Annotated in this window: 25 protein-coding genes; 9 read left to right on the forward strand and 16 right to left on the reverse strand. The window is 64.0% G+C overall.

All coding sequences use genetic code 11. The features are described from left to right. Positions 1-55 precede the first annotated feature (55 nt). Together JQ632_RS13070 and JQ632_RS13075 are read right to left on the reverse strand one after the other, a co-directional pair. On the reverse strand, positions 56-1,015 hold the full coding sequence (locus JQ632_RS13070; protein ID WP_212402731.1) for a D-2-hydroxyacid dehydrogenase family protein: 960 nt from the start codon (positions 1,013-1,015) through the stop codon (positions 56-58). A 129-nt stretch (positions 1,016-1,144) separates the two neighbouring features. After that, the gene (locus JQ632_RS13075; RefSeq protein WP_212402732.1) at positions 1,145-1,357 is read right to left on the reverse strand and encodes a hypothetical protein; all 213 of its coding nucleotides are present in this window, start codon (positions 1,355-1,357) and stop codon (positions 1,145-1,147) included. Between the two features lie 236 nt (positions 1,358-1,593). Here JQ632_RS13075 and ettA point away from each other — a divergent pair, with 236 nt between their 5' ends. Then, on the forward strand, positions 1,594-3,243 hold the full coding sequence (gene ettA / locus JQ632_RS13080) for an energy-dependent translational throttle protein EttA (protein ID WP_212402733.1): 1,650 nt from the start codon (positions 1,594-1,596) through the stop codon (positions 3,241-3,243). Positions 3,244-3,250: 7 nt separating this feature from the next. Next, entirely contained in the window at positions 3,251-4,477 is a 1,227-nt protein-coding gene (locus tag JQ632_RS13085; RefSeq protein WP_212402734.1) for a lytic murein transglycosylase, read from the forward strand. Positions 4,478-4,564: 87 nt separating this feature from the next. Here the strand turns inward: JQ632_RS13085 and JQ632_RS13090 are convergent, their stop codons facing one another. Then, the gene (locus tag JQ632_RS13090) at positions 4,565-4,846 is read right to left on the reverse strand and encodes a hypothetical protein (protein WP_212402735.1); all 282 of its coding nucleotides are present in this window, start codon (positions 4,844-4,846) and stop codon (positions 4,565-4,567) included. Between the two features lie 230 nt (positions 4,847-5,076). Beyond that, positions 5,077-5,409 (reverse strand): hypothetical protein, encoded by a 333-nt coding sequence (locus tag JQ632_RS13095; protein ID WP_212402736.1) that lies wholly within the window; start codon positions 5,407-5,409, stop codon positions 5,077-5,079. 143 nt (positions 5,410-5,552) lie between these two features. On the opposite strand from JQ632_RS13095, the gene JQ632_RS13100 reads away from it, so the two are divergent. The 3 genes from JQ632_RS13100 (at position 5,553) to bfr (ending at position 6,932) form a co-directional block, all read left to right on the forward strand. Then, positions 5,553-5,876, forward strand: a complete 324-nt coding sequence (locus JQ632_RS13100; protein ID WP_249151849.1) for a hypothetical protein — start codon at positions 5,553-5,555, stop codon at positions 5,874-5,876. A gap of 168 nt (positions 5,877-6,044) precedes the next feature. Continuing rightward, positions 6,045-6,314: a bacterioferritin-associated ferredoxin gene (locus JQ632_RS13105; protein ID WP_212402738.1), complete on the forward strand. Its 270-nt coding sequence runs from the start codon at positions 6,045-6,047 to the stop codon at positions 6,312-6,314. A 132-nt stretch (positions 6,315-6,446) separates the two neighbouring features. Next, entirely contained in the window at positions 6,447-6,932 is a 486-nt protein-coding gene (gene bfr / locus JQ632_RS13110; RefSeq protein ID WP_212402739.1) for a bacterioferritin, read from the forward strand. 63 nt (positions 6,933-6,995) lie between these two features. On the opposite strand, the gene JQ632_RS13115 is transcribed toward bfr, so the two are convergent. The 4 genes from JQ632_RS13115 to JQ632_RS13125 all read right to left on the reverse strand — a co-directional run bounded on the left by JQ632_RS13115 (position 6,996) and on the right by JQ632_RS13125 (position 9,257). Continuing rightward, positions 6,996-7,601, reverse strand: a complete 606-nt coding sequence (locus JQ632_RS13115; protein WP_212402740.1) for a pyridoxamine 5'-phosphate oxidase family protein — start codon at positions 7,599-7,601, stop codon at positions 6,996-6,998. Positions 7,602-7,682: 81 nt separating this feature from the next. Continuing rightward, positions 7,683-7,808: a hypothetical protein gene (locus JQ632_RS40060; RefSeq protein ID WP_283817671.1), complete on the reverse strand. Its 126-nt coding sequence runs from the start codon at positions 7,806-7,808 to the stop codon at positions 7,683-7,685. Positions 7,809-7,832: 24 nt separating this feature from the next. Beyond that, positions 7,833-8,180: an MmcQ/YjbR family DNA-binding protein gene (locus JQ632_RS13120; protein WP_212402741.1), complete on the reverse strand. Its 348-nt coding sequence runs from the start codon at positions 8,178-8,180 to the stop codon at positions 7,833-7,835. Positions 8,181-8,195: 15 nt separating this feature from the next. After that, positions 8,196-9,257: an alpha/beta fold hydrolase gene (locus JQ632_RS13125; protein WP_212402742.1), complete on the reverse strand. Its 1,062-nt coding sequence runs from the start codon at positions 9,255-9,257 to the stop codon at positions 8,196-8,198. Positions 9,258-9,483: 226 nt separating this feature from the next. Here JQ632_RS13125 and JQ632_RS13130 point away from each other — a divergent pair, with 226 nt between their 5' ends. Together JQ632_RS13130 and JQ632_RS13135 are read left to right on the forward strand one after the other, a co-directional pair. Beyond that, positions 9,484-9,750 (forward strand): DUF2277 domain-containing protein, encoded by a 267-nt coding sequence (locus JQ632_RS13130; protein WP_212402743.1) that lies wholly within the window; start codon positions 9,484-9,486, stop codon positions 9,748-9,750. An 81-nt stretch (positions 9,751-9,831) separates the two neighbouring features. Beyond that, positions 9,832-10,050, forward strand: a complete 219-nt coding sequence (locus JQ632_RS13135; protein ID WP_212402744.1) for a hypothetical protein — start codon at positions 9,832-9,834, stop codon at positions 10,048-10,050. Between the two features lie 7 nt (positions 10,051-10,057). On the opposite strand, the gene JQ632_RS13140 is transcribed toward JQ632_RS13135, so the two are convergent. From JQ632_RS13140 to JQ632_RS13150, 3 genes are all read right to left on the reverse strand, one after another. Continuing rightward, positions 10,058-10,540: a collagen-like protein gene (locus JQ632_RS13140; RefSeq protein WP_212402745.1), complete on the reverse strand. Its 483-nt coding sequence runs from the start codon at positions 10,538-10,540 to the stop codon at positions 10,058-10,060. A gap of 228 nt (positions 10,541-10,768) precedes the next feature. Continuing rightward, complete coding sequence (locus tag JQ632_RS13145) at positions 10,769-11,017, reverse strand: helix-turn-helix domain-containing protein (RefSeq protein ID WP_212402746.1); 249 nt, start codon at positions 11,015-11,017, stop codon at positions 10,769-10,771. Between the two features lie 192 nt (positions 11,018-11,209). Beyond that, positions 11,210-11,977 carry an SDR family NAD(P)-dependent oxidoreductase gene (locus JQ632_RS13150; RefSeq protein ID WP_212402747.1) on the reverse strand — a complete coding sequence of 256 codons (768 nt, stop codon included), beginning with the start codon at positions 11,975-11,977 and terminating at the stop codon, positions 11,210-11,212. On the opposite strand from JQ632_RS13150, the gene JQ632_RS13155 reads away from it, so the two are divergent. Beyond that, on the forward strand, positions 11,976-12,392 hold the full coding sequence (locus JQ632_RS13155) for a hypothetical protein (RefSeq protein WP_212402748.1): 417 nt from the start codon (positions 11,976-11,978) through the stop codon (positions 12,390-12,392). The genes JQ632_RS13150 and JQ632_RS13155 overlap by 2 nt on opposite strands. 4 nt (positions 12,393-12,396) lie before the next feature. Here the strand turns inward: JQ632_RS13155 and JQ632_RS13160 are convergent, their stop codons facing one another. Continuing rightward, a complete protein-coding gene (locus JQ632_RS13160) occupies positions 12,397-13,098 on the reverse strand; it encodes a glutathione S-transferase C-terminal domain-containing protein (protein WP_212402749.1) in 702 nt (233 codons plus the stop codon). 145 nt (positions 13,099-13,243) lie between these two features. Between JQ632_RS13160 and JQ632_RS13165 the strand changes: the two genes are divergently transcribed. Next, on the forward strand, positions 13,244-13,732 hold the full coding sequence (locus JQ632_RS13165) for a J domain-containing protein (protein WP_212402750.1): 489 nt from the start codon (positions 13,244-13,246) through the stop codon (positions 13,730-13,732). A 2-nt stretch (positions 13,733-13,734) separates the two neighbouring features. Here the strand turns inward: JQ632_RS13165 and JQ632_RS13170 are convergent, their stop codons facing one another. The 4 genes from JQ632_RS13170 to JQ632_RS13185 form a co-directional block, all read right to left on the reverse strand. Beyond that, positions 13,735-14,364, reverse strand: a complete 630-nt coding sequence (locus JQ632_RS13170; protein WP_249151851.1) for a hypothetical protein — start codon at positions 14,362-14,364, stop codon at positions 13,735-13,737. Between the two features lie 101 nt (positions 14,365-14,465). Beyond that, positions 14,466-14,717, reverse strand: coding sequence for a hypothetical protein (locus tag JQ632_RS13175; RefSeq protein WP_212402752.1), 252 nt, complete (start codon positions 14,715-14,717; stop codon positions 14,466-14,468). Between the two features lie 196 nt (positions 14,718-14,913). Continuing rightward, positions 14,914-15,171 carry a hypothetical protein gene (locus tag JQ632_RS13180; protein WP_212402761.1) on the reverse strand — a complete coding sequence of 86 codons (258 nt, stop codon included), beginning with the start codon at positions 15,169-15,171 and terminating at the stop codon, positions 14,914-14,916. A 123-nt stretch (positions 15,172-15,294) separates the two neighbouring features. Continuing rightward, positions 15,295-15,678 (reverse strand): RidA family protein, encoded by a 384-nt coding sequence (locus JQ632_RS13185; RefSeq protein WP_212402753.1) that lies wholly within the window; start codon positions 15,676-15,678, stop codon positions 15,295-15,297. Positions 15,679-16,166 lie beyond the last annotated feature (488 nt).

Raw genomic sequence — 16,166 nt, forward strand, 5'->3', positions numbered from 1 at the left:
AACCGAATTCAGATTGCAAAGAGGGCGTGCCTGTGGCGCGCCCTTTTCGTTTGCGTTACGCCAGCCGTCGCGGCGGCTCGCCCTTGAACCAGGCGTCGATGGTGTCGACCATCTGGCCGTAATGGGTGCGCAAGCCATCCTCGGTGGCGTAGCCGAGATGCGGCGTCAGCACGAGATTGTCGAGCTTGCGGAACGGATGATCCGTCGGCAGCGGCTCGACCGAGAACACGTCGATGCCGGCGCCTGCGATCTTGCGCGCGCGCAAGGCTTCCAGCAGCGCCGCCTCGTCGACGATCGGGCCGCGCGCGGTGTTGACCAGATATGCCGAAGGCTTCATCCGCGCGAGATCGGCCGCGTCCACCAGCCCGCGCGAGCGGTCGCTCAGGACCACATGGATGGTGACGATATCGGCCGTGGCGAACAACTCCTCCTTGCTCGCATAGGTGACGCCGGCCTCCTTGCATTTCTCGGCCGTGAGGTTCGGGCTCCAGGCGATGACGTTCATGCCGAACGTCTTCGCAATGCCTGCCACCTTGCTGCCGAGCTTGCCGAGCCCGACGATGCCGAGCGTGCGGCCCTCGATCTCGATGCCGGCAAAGGCCTGCCAGGGCTCGCCCGCATGCATGCGCGCGTTCTCGCGGCCGATGCCGCGGGTCAATTCCAGGATCAGGCCCATGGTCAGGCCCGCGGTCGGATCGCGGCCATATTGCGTGCCGCAGACGACGACGTTGCGCGCTTTCGCGGCTTCCATGTCGATCGCGGCGTTGCGCATACCCGACGTGAGCAGCAGCTTCAGCTTGGGGAGCGCCGCAAACAGGCCGTTCGGAAACGCGGTGCGCTCGCGCATCGCGCAGACGATCTCGAAGTCGGCAAGCGCGCTGGCCGCGGCCTGCTCGGAGGCAAAGGGATGGCTGAACACCGTCACGTCGACGCGGTCAGCAATCTTCGACCAGTCGGCGACGTTGAGGGAGATGTTGAAATAGTCGTCGAGAATTGCACAGCGCAGCCGCGTCATCGGGAGGCGTCCATCCATGGCGAGAGGTAATGGCGGAAACGCCATCGTCGGAACAGGGCCATGGTTGCGCGCAATCGGCGGTCTGCGCAAGCCGCGGCCGTCCTCAAAACTTCGCCAGGGCAGGAGGCGTCAGAGGTCGCGAGGCTTGAGCCGGAATGGGGCGTCCATGCCGTGCTTGGCGCGCCAGGCGGGGCCGGGGCCGCGCATGTAATGCAGTTCCGGGCGGTAGGGGTTGAAGGCCGTCGCGAAGAACCGAGCCCAAAACTCCTTCAGCTCGTGAAAGAAGCCCGCGCGGCCGGCTTCTGCTGCGGCGGCGATGCTGGTGGTTTCGATCATAGCCATGACGCGGCCTCGCTGTTCTCCCCGCCGCTTCTGCCGCGGGTGACGCTTTTCCAGCGTCAGGACGAGCTTTCGCCTGATTTATTAAAAAATGGTTTCAATTGTCCGGATCGGGTGCCGACATGGTGTCCAACCCGTATTCATCCGTGGTGAACGGACGGAAAACATTGCCCTTTGAGGGCGGGATCGTTACATCGCAGCCAAGCAAATTTCCTCAAAATGAAGGTTTCAGGGGACCGATGGCGCGCCAGTTCGTCTACTTCATGCAAGGCCTGACCAAGAGCTACCCGACCCGCAAGGTGCTCGATAACATCCATCTGAGCTTCTACCCGGACGCCAAGATCGGCGTGCTCGGCGTCAACGGCTCGGGCAAGTCGACCCTGCTCAAGATCATGGCGGGGCTCGACAAGGAATATACCGGCGAGGCCTGGGTCGCCGAGGGCGCCCGCGTCGGCTATCTCGAGCAGGAGCCGCAGCTCGATCCTGCGCTCTCCGTCCGCGAAAACGTCATGCAGGGCGTCGCCAAGCAGAAGGCGATCCTCGATCGCTACAACGAACTGGCGATGAACTACTCGGAAGAGACCGCCGACGAGATGACCAAGCTGCAGGACGAGATCGAGGCCCAGGGCCTCTGGGATCTCGACAGCAAGGTCGACCAGGCGATGGACGCGCTGCGCTGCCCGGCTGACGATGCCGACGTCACAAAGCTCTCGGGCGGTGAGCGTCGCCGCGTCGCGCTGTGCCGCCTGCTGCTCGACCAGCCGGAACTGCTGCTGCTGGACGAACCGACCAACCATCTCGACGCCGAGTCCGTGAACTGGCTCGAAGGCCATCTGCGCAACTATCCCGGTGCGATCCTGATCGTCACTCACGACCGCTACTTCCTCGACAACGTCACCGGGTGGATCCTCGAGCTCGACCGCGGCCGCGGCATTCCCTACGAGGGCAACTACTCGTCCTGGCTGGTGCAGAAGCAGAAGCGGCTCGAGCAGGAAGGCCGCGAGGACGCTGCGCACCAGAAGACGCTTGCCCGCGAGCAGGAGTGGGTCGCGTCCTCACCGAAGGCGCGTCAGGCCAAATCCAAGGCGCGCTACCAGCGCTACGAGGAGCTGCTCAAGAAGGCGAGCGAGAAGACGACCCAGACCGCGCAGATCATCATTCCCGTCGCCGAGCGGCTCGGCGCCAACGTCGTCGATTTCGAAGGCCTCAGCAAAGGCTATGGCGATCGCCTGCTGATCGACGATCTCACCTTCAAGCTGCCGCCCGGCGGCATCGTCGGCGTGATCGGCGCCAACGGCGCCGGCAAGACCACGCTGTTCCGGATGATTACCAAGCAGGAAACGCCGGACAACGGCACGATCACGGTCGGCGAGACCGTGCACCTCGGCTATGTCGACCAGTCGCGCGATGCGCTCGACGGCAAGAAGACCGTGTGGGAGGAAATCTCCGGGGGCAACGAGCTGATCCTGCTCGGCAAGAAGGAAGTGAACTCGCGCGGCTACTGCTCGGCGTTCAACTTCAAGGGCGCGGACCAGCAGAAGAAGGTCGGTGCGCTGTCAGGCGGTGAGCGCAACCGCGTCCATCTCGCCAAGATGCTGAAATCCGGCGCCAACGTGCTGCTGCTCGACGAGCCGACCAACGACCTCGACGTCGACACGCTGCGCGCGCTGGAAGAGGCGCTGGAGGATTTTGCCGGCTGCGCCGTCATCATCAGCCACGATCGCTGGTTCCTCGACCGCATCGCGACCCATATCCTGGCCTTCGAGGGCGACAGCCATGTCGAATGGTTCGAGGGCAATTTCCAGGACTACGAGAAGGACAAGATGCGCCGGCTCGGACAGGACAGCATCATTCCGCACCGCGTGAAGTACAAGAAGTTGACGCGGTGATCTCGGCATGATGCGGCGGGCACTTATCGCTGCGGTGGTCGCTGTCACCTGTGGCTGGTCGCCCGCCCGCGCTGCCGACGCCGCCTTCAGCCAGTTCATCGCCTCGCTCGGGTCGGAGGCGCAGGCCGCGGGCGTGTCGCGCGCGACGTTCGATCGCGAGACCGCGGGGCTCGAGCCTGATTACAAGCTGCCTGATCTGATCTTGCCGGGAAGGCCAGCGACAGGTGCCGCAGCGCAAGCCGAGTTCGTGCAGGTGCCGGCTGACTACATCAAGGAAGCGTCCATCGCGCGGCTTGCGGGCGAAGGGCAGCGGCTGCTGCAAAAATATCGCGTGGCGCTCACGGAGATCGAGAAGAACTCCGGCGTGCCTGCCACCGTGATGCTCGCGATCTGGGGACGTGAGACCGACTATGGCCGCTACACGCTGCCTTACGATCTGGTGCGCGTGCTGGCGACCCAGGCCTATGTCGGCCGGCGCAAGGATCAGTACCGCAATGAATTCATCCTCGCCCTGAAAATCCTGGGCGAGGGCGCGGTGACGCGCAAGGAGATGCGCTCGTCCTGGGCCGGCGCCACCGGGCTCACGCAATTCTTGCCGTCGGAGTATTACAAGCACGGCGTCGATTTTGACGGTGACGGCCGCGTCGACATCTGGCACTCGGTGCCTGATGCGCTGGCCTCCGCTGCGCAGCAGCTCGTCAACAAGGGCTGGCAGAGCGGCGTGCGCTGGGCCTACGAGGTGCAGGCGCCGGCGAAAGTCGATTGCACCCTCGGTGTAGCAGAGGTGACGAAGCCGATCAGCCAGTGGCTGCGCGAAGGGTTCGTGCCGGTGCGCGGACAAAGATTGGGCGCGACGGAGCAGGCGCAGCCGGCGTCGCTGCTGCAGCCGGAAGGCATCTATGGGCCGTCATTCCTGACCACGAAGAACTACTTCGTCATCAAGGAATACAATTTCTCGGATCTCTACGTGCTGTTCGTCGGGCATCTCAGCGATCGCATGACGAGCCCGCAGGCGTTCGCGACGCCGTGGTCGGCGTCGAAGCAGTTGCGCACCAAGGACGTGGAGGCGATGCAGCGGGGGCTCACGCGCATCGGGCTCTACAAGGACAAGATCGACGGCAAGGCCGGCATGCTGACGCGCTCAGCGCTCGGCGCCTACCAGAAGTCGGCCGGCCTCAAGGTCGATTGCTGGCCGAGCGAAGAGGTGCTGCGCTCGATCCAGGCGGCGCGCTAGCCGCCCGTCATTCCCAAAAGAAAAAGCCCGGCCGATGGTCTCGGCCGGGCGTTGATCGCGGCGCCTCGAAGCGCCGATCAGATCAGCTCAGTAGCAGACGCGGACCGGGCGAACGACCCAGCCATAGCCGTCCCAATAGCGCTGGCGCTGCCAGTAGCAGGGCGGGGGCGGGGCGGGTTCGGCCACATAGACCGGACCGCCGTAAGCGGGACGGCTGGCTGCGATAGCGCCACCGACGATCGCACCGCCGATCAGGCCGGCAGCGATGCCGGCGCCAACGCCGTGTTCAGCCTTGGCGGGCGGCGTGGCGGTGACCAGCGAACCGGCGACCGTCGCAACCGTCAGGGCGGCAACAAAAGTCTTCTTCATAGTCTTGGCTCTCCTGGGAGAAGGCGCACCTCGAGGGAAACGCCTGGGTTTGGAAGTCTCACGCAAACTCTGTTGGAATTGGCCGTGCGGCTAGGAAGCGCGCAAATGGTCAATCCGCGGTAAACGCACACGGAGCTGTGACCGGAAAAAGCGGTCTTTTTCAGGCCTTTCCCTTACGGGAGCCTGTCAAAAACTTAGCCGTTCCGGCGCAATTTCGGTGGACGACGCGATCAGCCGCAAACCCGGACGCGGCGGACGCGCCAGGCATAGCCGTCCCAGAAGCGCTGCCGCTGCCAGACGCAGCCGCCATAATAGTCGTCGGCGACATAGCCCGGGCCCGGCGCGTAATAGCGGGGCGGGTAGTAGCCGGGGCCGTAGTAGCCATAACCGGGGCCGGGCCCGTAGTAATACGGGGAGGCGATAGCGCCCCCGACGATGGCGCCGCCGATGATGCCGGCTGCGACGCCCGCGGCGACGCCGCGCTGCGCATGGGCCGGTGCGGGCGCCACGGCCGATACCGCCAGGGTGGCTACGGCAGCAAGGGCCAGGAGCGATTTCTTCATGGCTTTGACCTTTCAACACAAACTGGACGCGGACGGAGTTCCACCGCCTTAGTTCCATATTTTGCTTCAGGGATCAATGAACGGGAGGGTGGCCGCAGGCGACGAATGGGCGTCATGGACGCCAGCGGATGAGGAGCAGCGCGATGATGAACGTTCTGATCGCCATCGGGATCACCGGGTTCATCGGCTATGCCCTGATGGCCCATCTGCAGAACCGCGGCCGGCGGCGGGCGCGCGCGGATAGCGGCTACGACGGCAGTAACTATTCGAGTTCGGACTACGGCAGCACGAGCAGCGGATTCTCGCTCGGAAGCTGGTTTTCCAGCGACCGTTCGGCCCTCGACAGTTCCGGCAACCCGGCTGATAGCGGCAGTTGCTCGGTCAGCAGCGATAATGGCAGCGGTAGCGATAGTGGTGGCGGCGGCGATTGCGGAGGTGGCGGGGACGGCGGCGGAGGCCGCGATTGAGCTGCCAGGCAGCGAAAATTGATCCAGCGCAAGATGGGATTTTAGACCCGTTCTAGGCTCTATCTGGGATCAGTTTGGAATTGCTTCAAACAGCGCTTTTTCCTTTTGCATCCGGCTGAGCCCTTAAATATCGATGATGGCGCATCACCGAAGGGCCTGCAGCTTTCCATGATCGTTTGTTCCTGCAACGTCATCAGCGACCACGATGTCCGAGCCGCCGTCGCTGACTCCGACGACGCTCTGCGTCATGCCAAGCAGGTCTATGGCTGCCTCGGCTGCAGTGCCGAATGCGGCCGCTGCGCCCGCACCATCAAGACGATCATCGAGGAAGCGCTCGGCCCCTGCGCCAAGTCCTGCTGCTCAGGCTGCCCGCACAGCGAGGTCGCGGCCAACGACGAAGACGTCGCTCCGGCCGAGTTCGCCCTCGCAGCCTGCTGAAAAAGTCAGCATCAGATCGGTTGTTTTTCCCCGCCTGCGCGCATGCGTCAGGTTGCCCTCGTTCCCAAACTGTTTTAGAAGCGTTCTAAATTCGGTTTCGATCCGAATTGGCCGCAAGAGCTGGAGTGAATCATGCAGGGCGACGCAAAAGTCATCGAATATCTCAACAAGGCGCTGCGTCACGAGCTAACGGCGATCAATCAATACTGGCTGCACTACCGCTTCCTCGACAATTGGGGCCTGCGCGACATGGCCAAGGTCTGGCGCAAGGAGTCCATCGAGGAGATGGAGCACGCGGACAAGCTCACCGAGCGCATCCTGTTCTTCGACGGCTTCCCGAACATGCAGGTGCTCGATCCCCTGCGCATCGGCCAGAACGTCAAGGAGATCATCGATTGCGATCTCGCCGCCGAGATGAGCGCGCGCGCGCTCTACCAGGAGGCCGCCACCTATTGTCACAGCGTGAAGGACTACGTTACGCGCGACCTGTTCGAGAAGCTGATGAGCGACGAGGAGCATCACATCGACTTCCTCGAAACCCAGCTCGATCTGATCGGCCGCATCGGCCTCGAGTTGTACACGCAGAAGCATGTCGGTGGGCTTGAGGGCGGGAGCTAGCCACTAGCGTCGCCTCGCACTCCTATGTCATCCCGGCTTCGCCGGGACGACACTGGGTTTGGCCTACAACTGCTCCTTGTAGCGCTCCACCACAATTTCCTGGGCATCGGGTTCGCCAAGGCCGGTTTGATCGTGGATGACCTCGGTGATGCTCGGCATCACCGAGCGCTTCACCTGCACGTCCGGCGTCCACAGCTTCGAGCGCATCAGCGCCTTGCCGCAATGGAAATAGACCTCGCTGACCGCGATGCTCAGCACCGCGCGCGGCGGCTTGCCGAACTCGACCATCGAGGCGAGCAGGTCCGGGTCGGCCGACACCTTGCCGGTGCCGCCGACGCGCAGCGTCTCGTCGATCCCCGGCACGAAGAACAACAGATGCACGAAGCCTGAGCCTTCGACGATGTTCTTGCAGCTGTCGATGCGGTTGTTGCCGGAACGGTCCGGCATCAGGAGCTGATTGGGGCTGGCGACGTGCACGAAGCCTGTACCGCCGCCGCGCGGCGAGGCATCGACGCTGCCGTCGGAGCCCGAGGTCGCGAGGACGCAGAACGGCGACATCTCGATGAATTTCCGCGCATGCGCATCGATTTCGGGACGTGCTTTTGCGATGACTCGTGGAGACGGCTTCGGATAGATGGCGGCCAGGTCTTCAGCGCTAAGGTCGGTCACCGGCGTGTCTCCGCAAAGAGTTCGGTGTCAGACTACCTGATCGAAGCGCCCTCAGCCAAGTCAATCCGGCCTAGAACCCCGCTAAACCGCGTCCGCCGGCACGAAGCAACTGATGATGATGGCGCCGCGATGGTGCACGTACCACACCACGGCCTGACCGATCGGGTTGCCCTGGTCGCGGATGACGGCGCGCTCCGGCACCTGCATCCAGCGCGGTGATGCGCCGCGAGATCAGCGCTTCGGTGTATCGTGCAAGGCGAGGAGCGATTTGGGCGCGACGTTGCGCCATGCCATCGCGAGCGCGCTTCGCAGCGTGACCTGATCGGCCTTCGCGAGCAGCACATTCGTGCTGCCGTTCTTGCCCCATGCGCCGGGCACCGGCTGAAACATGTCAGGTTCCGCGTCGACCAGCATCGTCTGCTGCTGAGGTGTCAGCTTGACCATGCCCCATTTGTCGTCGGGATAGCCCAGCGTCGCAAACACGCGCTTGCCGACGCGAAAGTCGGCCTTGCCGTGGTGCGAACCCTCGACGGCATTGGGCAGCGCGAGCGCAATTCGGCGGAAGCGACCGGAGCTCATTGCGCCCGCGCCGGATCACATCGTCCGCTGCGGCGCGGTTTGCAGCAATTGCCGGACCTGCTCCGTGTAGAATTTCGCGTTGCCGGTGGTGCCATGGCCGCGCGTCTCCTTGCTCGCGGGGATGAGGTACAGGCGGCCATTCTTGACGCGCTTCATGGCGGCGTCCGTGAGGCCGGTCTCCGGTGGATTGCGCTCGTCGTCGGCAGCGTTGATCAGGAGGAGCGGTGCTTCGATCCGTTTCAGCCCTTCCGAGGCGTTGTAGTCGTGCGAGGACTCCCACTGATAGATGAAGTCGTTGGTGTCAGTCGTCATCGGCGCGGCGAGCCGGTCGTCGACCATTTTGTCGGCCTTGGCCGCGGTTGGTGCCTGCGCCTGATAGGCCAGCGTCCCACCGATGCTGGCGATACCATAGGCGACGATGGCGTATTTCATCATCCGCGGCTGGCTGGTGTAGTTGCCGCCGTTGTAGTCGGGGTCGTTGCGGATCGTGTCGAGCATGATCCGCCGCATCATCCAGTTGCGCGACGCCATCTCTGTCGGCTGCGAAGCCATCGGCACCAGCGCATCCATCGCCTGCGGGTATTTTTCGCCCCACAGCCAGGTGTGCATGCCGCCCATCGAGTTGCCGATCACGAGCCGCAGATGCTTGACGCCGAGGCCTTCGGTCACCAGTCGATACTGCGCGTCGACCATGTCTTCGTAATTGTATTTGGGAAAGGCCGTCTTCATCCCGTCGGAGGGTTTTGACGATTTGCCGTGGCCGAGGCTGTCGGGGATGATGATGTAATATTTGGTGGCGTCGAGCGGCTGGCCGGCGCCGAACATCTCGCCGGCAAAGGCCGGCGTCAGCATGCCCGCGGCCGACTGCCCCGTTCCGTGCAGTACGAGCACCGGCTGGCCCGAGGGCTCGCCGATCGTGGTGTAGTGCATCCGCAGTTCCGGCATGGTCTCGCCGGTGTGGAACTTGAAATCCTTGGCGACCCAGTCGCCCTGCTTGGGCGCGGGATAATCGGCGGCCACCGCCGGCATCGAAATCGACAGCAGGATCGCCGCCAGCGCCGCGCATGAAGCTTTCATGTTGCTCTCCCCGATGCGGCCTCCTTCACCGAGCCGCTTTGCAAGCGATCTTACCAGCCGTCGCTTGGGGATCGAGACCGGACGTGCCGTTTGCCTCAGAAAACATTTTTGCAATGGTGCATCGCGCAACCGGAATATTGGCCGGTCTGACAGGACGTCGGATGCCATGTAGGATTTCGGTTTTGAGGATCGTCTTCCAGCGAGCCATCGCCGTCAGGAGAGAAGCATGTGCCGCAATATCAAGACCCTGTACAACTTCGAGCCGCCGGCTACGGAGGAGGAGATCCATGCCTCGGCCCTGCAGTTCGTGCGAAAACTCTCCGGCTTCAACAAGCCGTCGCAGGCCAATGAGGCGGTTTTCGATCGCGCGGTCGCCGAGGTCTCGGACGCCGCGCGGCGCCTGTTGGCCTCGCTGCATACGCACGCGCCGGCGCGCGATCGCGCGGTGGAGGCAGAGAAGGCGAAGGAGCGCTCGCGCCTGCGGTTCGGTTAGGGTTGCGTGACCTGGCTCACGGATTGCGTCACGCGATCGGGGGAATATGGCGCTTGGGTCTTGGAAGCCCGGAGCACAATCATGAACCGCCCCCTGATTTCCCTGAAAGTCGGCGCCATCATCTTCACGGTGCTGTGGACCGCCTGGATGATGTGGTGGAGCGGCACTTATAGCAGCGCCAATCTGGTGATCCTGACCGTGTGCGGCGCGATCGTCGGCTATGTCTGGTACCGCGCCATGCGCTGGCAGTTCGAGCGCATGGGCATGCTGCCGCGCAGCGACGACGCACAGGCGAAATAGCTATCTGCTATTTGCGCTTCTTCTTTTTCTTCTTTTTCCTGCGATCGTCGTCATCGCTCTCCTCGCTCATGTCGTCGACGATTGCGTCGCCGTCTTCCAGCACCGCCGCTTCCAGGGCCTGCTGTTCGAGAGCTTCCAGGTCGCGCTGGCGCCGCCGATCCTCCCAGGCGTCAAAAATCTGCTCCAGCCACGGGATGACCTGCTCGATCGAGGGCAGTTGACCCGGCGGGCCCGGTTCGCCGCGCGGACCTTGCGGGCCGGCCGGCCCCTGCGGCCCTACCTTGCCTTGCGGCCCGGCCTCGCCTTGCTTGCCCTGGGGCCCCGGCTTGCCGGCCGCGCCGGGCTTGCCCGCCGGACCAGGCTTGCCGCGTGTGCCGTCGGCTCCGCGCCGTCCGGGATGTCCCTGCGGGCCCGCCCGCCCGGGCTCGCCCTGCCGCCCACGCGGACCCGAAGGTCCCTGTCGTCCCTGCCGGCCCTGATCGTCTGCCACGCCATCGCTCCCGCTAAAGAACGCCTTTTCTTAGCGGCGTTTGGCGGCAGCAGCAATTGCGCGAGGCTGTGCTGCCCCGTGCGGTCAACATCAAAGACGGCGACGCGGCAGCGCGGTGTCACGCGCAAGAGCGTTTTCGAGCGAAGTGGATACCGGTTCGCGTGAAGAAAACGCGTCAATACAAGAATCTAGAGCCCCGTTCCGATTCTATCGGAACGGAAAGGGGCTCTAGTCATGATACGCCGGCACGTCGATGCCGTCGGCGACGTAGAGCCGGATCTTGTTGCGCAGCGTACGCACCGACAGGCCGAGCACGCGCGCGGCGCGCGTCCGGTTGCCGTCGCAGCGGGCGAGCGTCTGCACGACGAGTTCGCGCTCGACCTCGTCGACGGTCGAACCGATCAGCAGCGGAACGATCTGGTTGGGAGCAAGGGACCGCGCGAAATTGTCAGGCGCAGCAGCATGGACAGTGGTCATCGACAACCTCCCGATCAACGCCCGCTCCCAACGTTGGAAGCGGATCGAGAACAAACGACCCCCAAGCCGTAGATCTACGGTGCGCGAAGACGGTTAACGAGTGGTTAACGAAGGGCCACGCTCGCCAATTGACCTCGGGATAACCGCAAAGCAGCCGCGTTTGGCACTGAGTGCATATCGACCTGATGCCTATCAGACCGTCCTGTAGCCGCCGTCCACCATCACGATCGAGCCGGTGACGTAAGCCGACATATCCGACGCGAGGAAGATCGCGGGCCCCACGATGTCGTCTGCCTTGCCGGTGCGGCCGAGCGGGGTGTGATCGATGAAGGCCTGTACCAGCGCCGGATTGGTCGCGCGCACCTGCGCGTTGATATTGGTCTCGATGAAGCCGGGGCCGATCGCGTTGACGCGAACGCCTTCCTTGCCGAGTTCCGCGGCGAGCGCCTTGGTGAAGCCGAGCACGCCGTGCTTGGACGTGGTGTAGGCAGCCGAGCTCGGCGTACGCAGATGCACGAAGGACTGGATTGAGCCGATATTGACGATGCGCCCCTTGGTCGCGCGCAGCGGATCGAGGAACGCCTGCGTCATGTTGAACACGCCGTTGAGATTGAGCGCGATGATGTCCTGCCAGTCCTTTGCGACGGTGTCCTTCTCGGCGGTGAACGCGTTGCGCCGCGTGATGCCGGCATTGTTGACGAGGATCGAGACCTGTCCGACCTTGTCGGCAGCTTGTTTCGCCGCCGCAAAGCAGGCGTCGCGGTTGGTGACGTCGAGCGCAAAACTCTCCGCCTTGCCGCCGGCGCTGCGGATCGCATCCGCGGTTTCCGCCGCAGCGTTGCCATTGATGTCGTAGAGCACCACCTGCGCGCCCTCGCGCGCATAGCCCGTGGCGATTGCGCGCCCGATACCGGAGCCTGCGCCGGTGATGACTGCAATATGGTTGGCGAGCAGGGACATGGCGTTTCCTCGGGTTTTGTTTGATGTTGCCGACAAGCTAATTCAAGACCGAACCAACCGAAACGCCAAGCCGTGTTTGCGCGTTGCTGTCATTCACGTTTGGATGACGCGCATGGATCCGCACATCGCGCAGTGGAAGCTCGAGATCGAGCGCTGCTTGTCGGCGCCCGAGCCCGATTATGGCAAAGTGGCACAGATCGTCGCCGACATCTCAGGTACGAGCCACGACGAGCCGCTGCGGCGGGCCGCGTTGCAGGTGCTGCCGAGCCTGCGCCACGCGGCGGCGAAATCGGCCGGCCGGGCTACGCGCGAGATCGCCCGCCAGCGGCTGGGCATCGTCCAGGATGCCCTGCACGTGCTCTCCGCGCCGCGCTTCGGCAAGCGCAGCCATCACCAGTCGATCCGTCAGCATTGACGCATCACGACGGTCCGGAGACCATGGCGTGAATGGCGCGGCAATGGCGGACGATGTTGTCGTGTCCAACCACGAACCGTTTTAGCGGCGTGTCGATATCGTAGTAGTAGATATTGGCGATGAAGCCGTAGATCCCGGCATCGATGCTGGTCGGTGCCTGGTCATGCATGAAGCCGTTATCGGCGGGGATCAGCGCGGCGATCGCCGAGAGGTCGGCGAGGCCGCGTGCCATCGCGGCGTCCGGATCGAACCGGCCGATCCCCTGATAGTAGTAGCGCTGCTCGTTGAAGGCCTTTGCCTTGGCGAGGCCGTCCGCGGTGACGGTCGGGTGCTCCCGTAGCAGCGCGTCGCGGAAGGCGTGCCAGTAGCGTTCGTCCTTCCAACGTGAATAGGACATCACCCAGTAGAGATCGTCGAGCATGCGCGTGATCAGCAGGTTTTGCGTGCGCTGAAGCGGCGTCAGCGCGGCGTCGATCGCGAGCGCATATCTTTGCATGACGAACTGCAAAATCGTCTCGCTGTCGCCGACGACGTCGTCACCGTCGACGATGTAGGGCAACTGGCTGCGCGGCGCCTTCGAGGCATCGAAGATGTGCTCGTGGTGGAACGGCACGCCCGCGAGCTTCAGGAAGGCGAATACCTTGAGCCCGTAGCCGTTGTTGTCGGCAACGCCGAACAGCGTGGGATAGGAGTAGAGCGTGAGCATGCGCGGCGCTCCTGGGAAGAAACGGCAGGAAAGGTCTAATTTGGTCCCGGATTCATATCGAAATGTCGCGAAAGGCTAACCCGAAATTAAGACCTCTGAAACGCCGAACTTGGCATAGTCGCATCTGTTGCTAAGTGTGTCGGATATGATCGAGCGTATCGAGTCCTGGAAGCTGGCCTTGGAACGGCTGCGGACGGCCCATTCCATCGATTGGGACGAGGCCGGCCGGCTGGCCGCCGAGATCGCCCGCATGAGCCCGGAGGCGACGCTCCGCCAGGCCGCCGAGCAGGCGATCCCGATCTTGCGCCAGGCCGTTCAGAACGGCGAGGACCACGACATCGTCGTGGCCGCGCAGCGCCGTCTCGGCGTGGTCCTCGATGTCGTCCACGGGCTGACTGCGCCGCGCTTCGGCCGCCGTGGCGTGCTGCCGAAGAAGCTGAGCAAGGAGGAGAGCGCGCGCAAGACGCTCGGCCTGCCGCTCGCGGTGCAGCTCACCTGCGACGACATCAACCAGGCCTATCGCCGCCTCGCCAAGACCATGCATCCCGACCTCGGCGGCAGCGAGCAGGCCTTCCTCGACCTCTCCGCCGCGCGCGATATCCTGATCCATCCCGGCGCGCACAAGGACGCCTGAGCTCAGCTCTTGTTCACGCAGCTCGGATAGGGCGCCTTTTCGCCCGCGACGATCGGGCAGAGATCGATCGGGCGCAATTCGCGAAGGCGCGCCGTCCATTTCTCGTCGTCGACCTTCGCTTTGTCGCTCGCCGTGCCGCGCTCGGCCCACTGGATGGTGTAGTAGTCGGTTGCGCCCTTCACGGTGACGAGGAGCGCGGTCTCGCTGTGCTTGGCCGGGCCGCTGTCGACGCTGCCGCAGCCGATCACCGCGATGAATGCATCGAAGCTGCCGAGTTTGGTGGTGCCGAGCCCTTTTGCGCCAAAAGAGTCGGGGCAGGCCGCCCTGAAGCCGCCGGCGATGTTGCCGGCGAATTTTTCCGGTGTGAGGCCGGGGTTGCCGGCTACGCCCTTCTCGCCGGTCACCGTGATCATCTGCGTCCAGGCCTGCGCACTCTCGCCCCTCAGCACGGCCTCGCGGATGTAGTGGCCGCCCTTGGTATTCTCGAAAGCCGCGATGAAATTCGACGGCATCGAGAAGGTGACGAGCTGGCCGAAGATCGGCGAGATCACACGGAACGATTGCGGCGCTTGCGCCTGCGCGAGCGAGGCCAGCGCGCCCAGCGTCAATACGATGGCCGCTAGCCTTGTCATGATGCGCATCTCGTCGTCTCACGCCTCCTCTGGGCCGGACATGGAAGCGGGCAAGGACGACGGTGCGTCCTTGCCCGCTTCTCGATCCGCCGATCGAACTCTTACCAGGTGCAGTGACCGTTCTTCAGCGCGTGATCCTTCAGCGCCAACGCGTCGAGGAAGGTCGCGACCGTCTGGCTCGCGCGGTGGGAGCCGGCGGGCCACGGCGTGGTCGGAATGCTCTCGTCCCAGATCTGGCACAGGCCGCTATCCTGCCAGCGGATCAGGTGATAGCCGGCCTGGGCCGGGCTGGTGGCGACGAAGGCGGCAGCGGCAAGACCGACAGCAGCACACAGCTTGGAAAAACGACGCATGGATCAGCTCCTCAAATGAAAGTGTGATGCGCCTCCCGGCAATGCTCGGGGAGGGGTGGTGCGGGGTGCGTGGGAACATGCGCCCCGAACAACAGTTGAGTAGGCCGGCGGATGGAACAGGTTCAACGAAAATCAGGGGCGGATGACGTTTTCGGCCATCCGCCCCCGGTAGATTCAGGCCTCGGATCGGGCTCGGTCAGAGCGTGCAGCGGTGCTCGGCGCGATATTTGAGCTGCACGGCGTTGGCCGCGTCGAAGGTCGGGAACGGCTTGCTGACGACCTTGTAGGTCGACGGCCACTGCACCGGCTTGTAGTGCAGGTCCTCGTTCCAGATCTGGCAGATGCCGGTGTTGTCCCAGCGGATCACGTAATAGCCGACCTTCGCGAAGGCGGGGACGGGAAGGGCCGAGGCAGCGACGCCGGCAGCGGCACAGAGGGTGAGGACGCGACGCACAAGCATAAAATGTCTCCTGAAAGGCGTTTGACGCAAAACTGGTGCGGCAAACGCCTTTGCCTTGCAAGCCGGAGCCGCGATCGTTCACGCAGATGTCAGGCAGTGCGCAACAATCGGCAACGTTCACTTCGCCAGTGACGCCACCGCCTCGATCTCGATTAGCATTCTTGGATCGGGCAGCGCATGCACCACGCAGGTGGTGCGCGCCGGGTAGGGCGGCGGGCCGAACACGCCGGCATAGAGCGCGTTCATCGCCGGCACGTCGCTCGCGCGCGTCAAGAGCACGTTGACCTTGACGAGGTCGCGGAACGTGGCGCCCGCCTGGTCCAGGATGCGCTTGATGTTGACGACGACATTGCCGAACTGCGCGTCGAAGCCATCAGGCAGCGCGCCATTGGCGTCGAAGCCGGGAAGGCCCGACACGAACATGAGATCGCCGACGCGCGTGGCGAAGGACAGCGGCGGCGCCTTGACGTTCGGCGGCGGCGCAAAATGCTGGATCGGCATGGGTCACCTCGTCGCGGGAGTGCGGGGTGCACAGCCTAACCCCACGCCGCGGACTTGCAACCGCATGGGCGGGGCACCGGGACCGGCGCAGGCCCCGTTCCAACAAAGTGTCGAAAACAACCCCATGCAAAGTAGGACGCTCCCGGTGGTGGATGTGCCCGGCGATGCCGCGTAGTCGGTTGAGACGTCGAAGCAAATCGGCCGAACGGCGCAATTTTGGCGCCCGTGAGCGCGAGTCCGGGCTGCGATCGGCTTCGCCTCTCCCCGCACCGACGGTGCACCCTCTCCCCTTGTGGGCCCGCTTGTGGGAGAGGGTGGCTTCGCGCGCGAAGCCGGGTGAGGGGTCTGTCTCCGCACACGAATCTCTCGCGGTTCAATTCGCAAAGACAACCCCTCATCCGGCGCTTCGCGTGAGCAACCGGCGAGATGGGTAACAGTTCAAACCGACGACATGGGTAACACAATTCTTGTTTCGTTCAGGTCTGTTG

The organism is Bradyrhizobium liaoningense (genome assembly GCF_018130955.1).
Lineage (GTDB): Bacteria > Pseudomonadota > Alphaproteobacteria > Rhizobiales > Xanthobacteraceae > Bradyrhizobium > Bradyrhizobium liaoningense_C.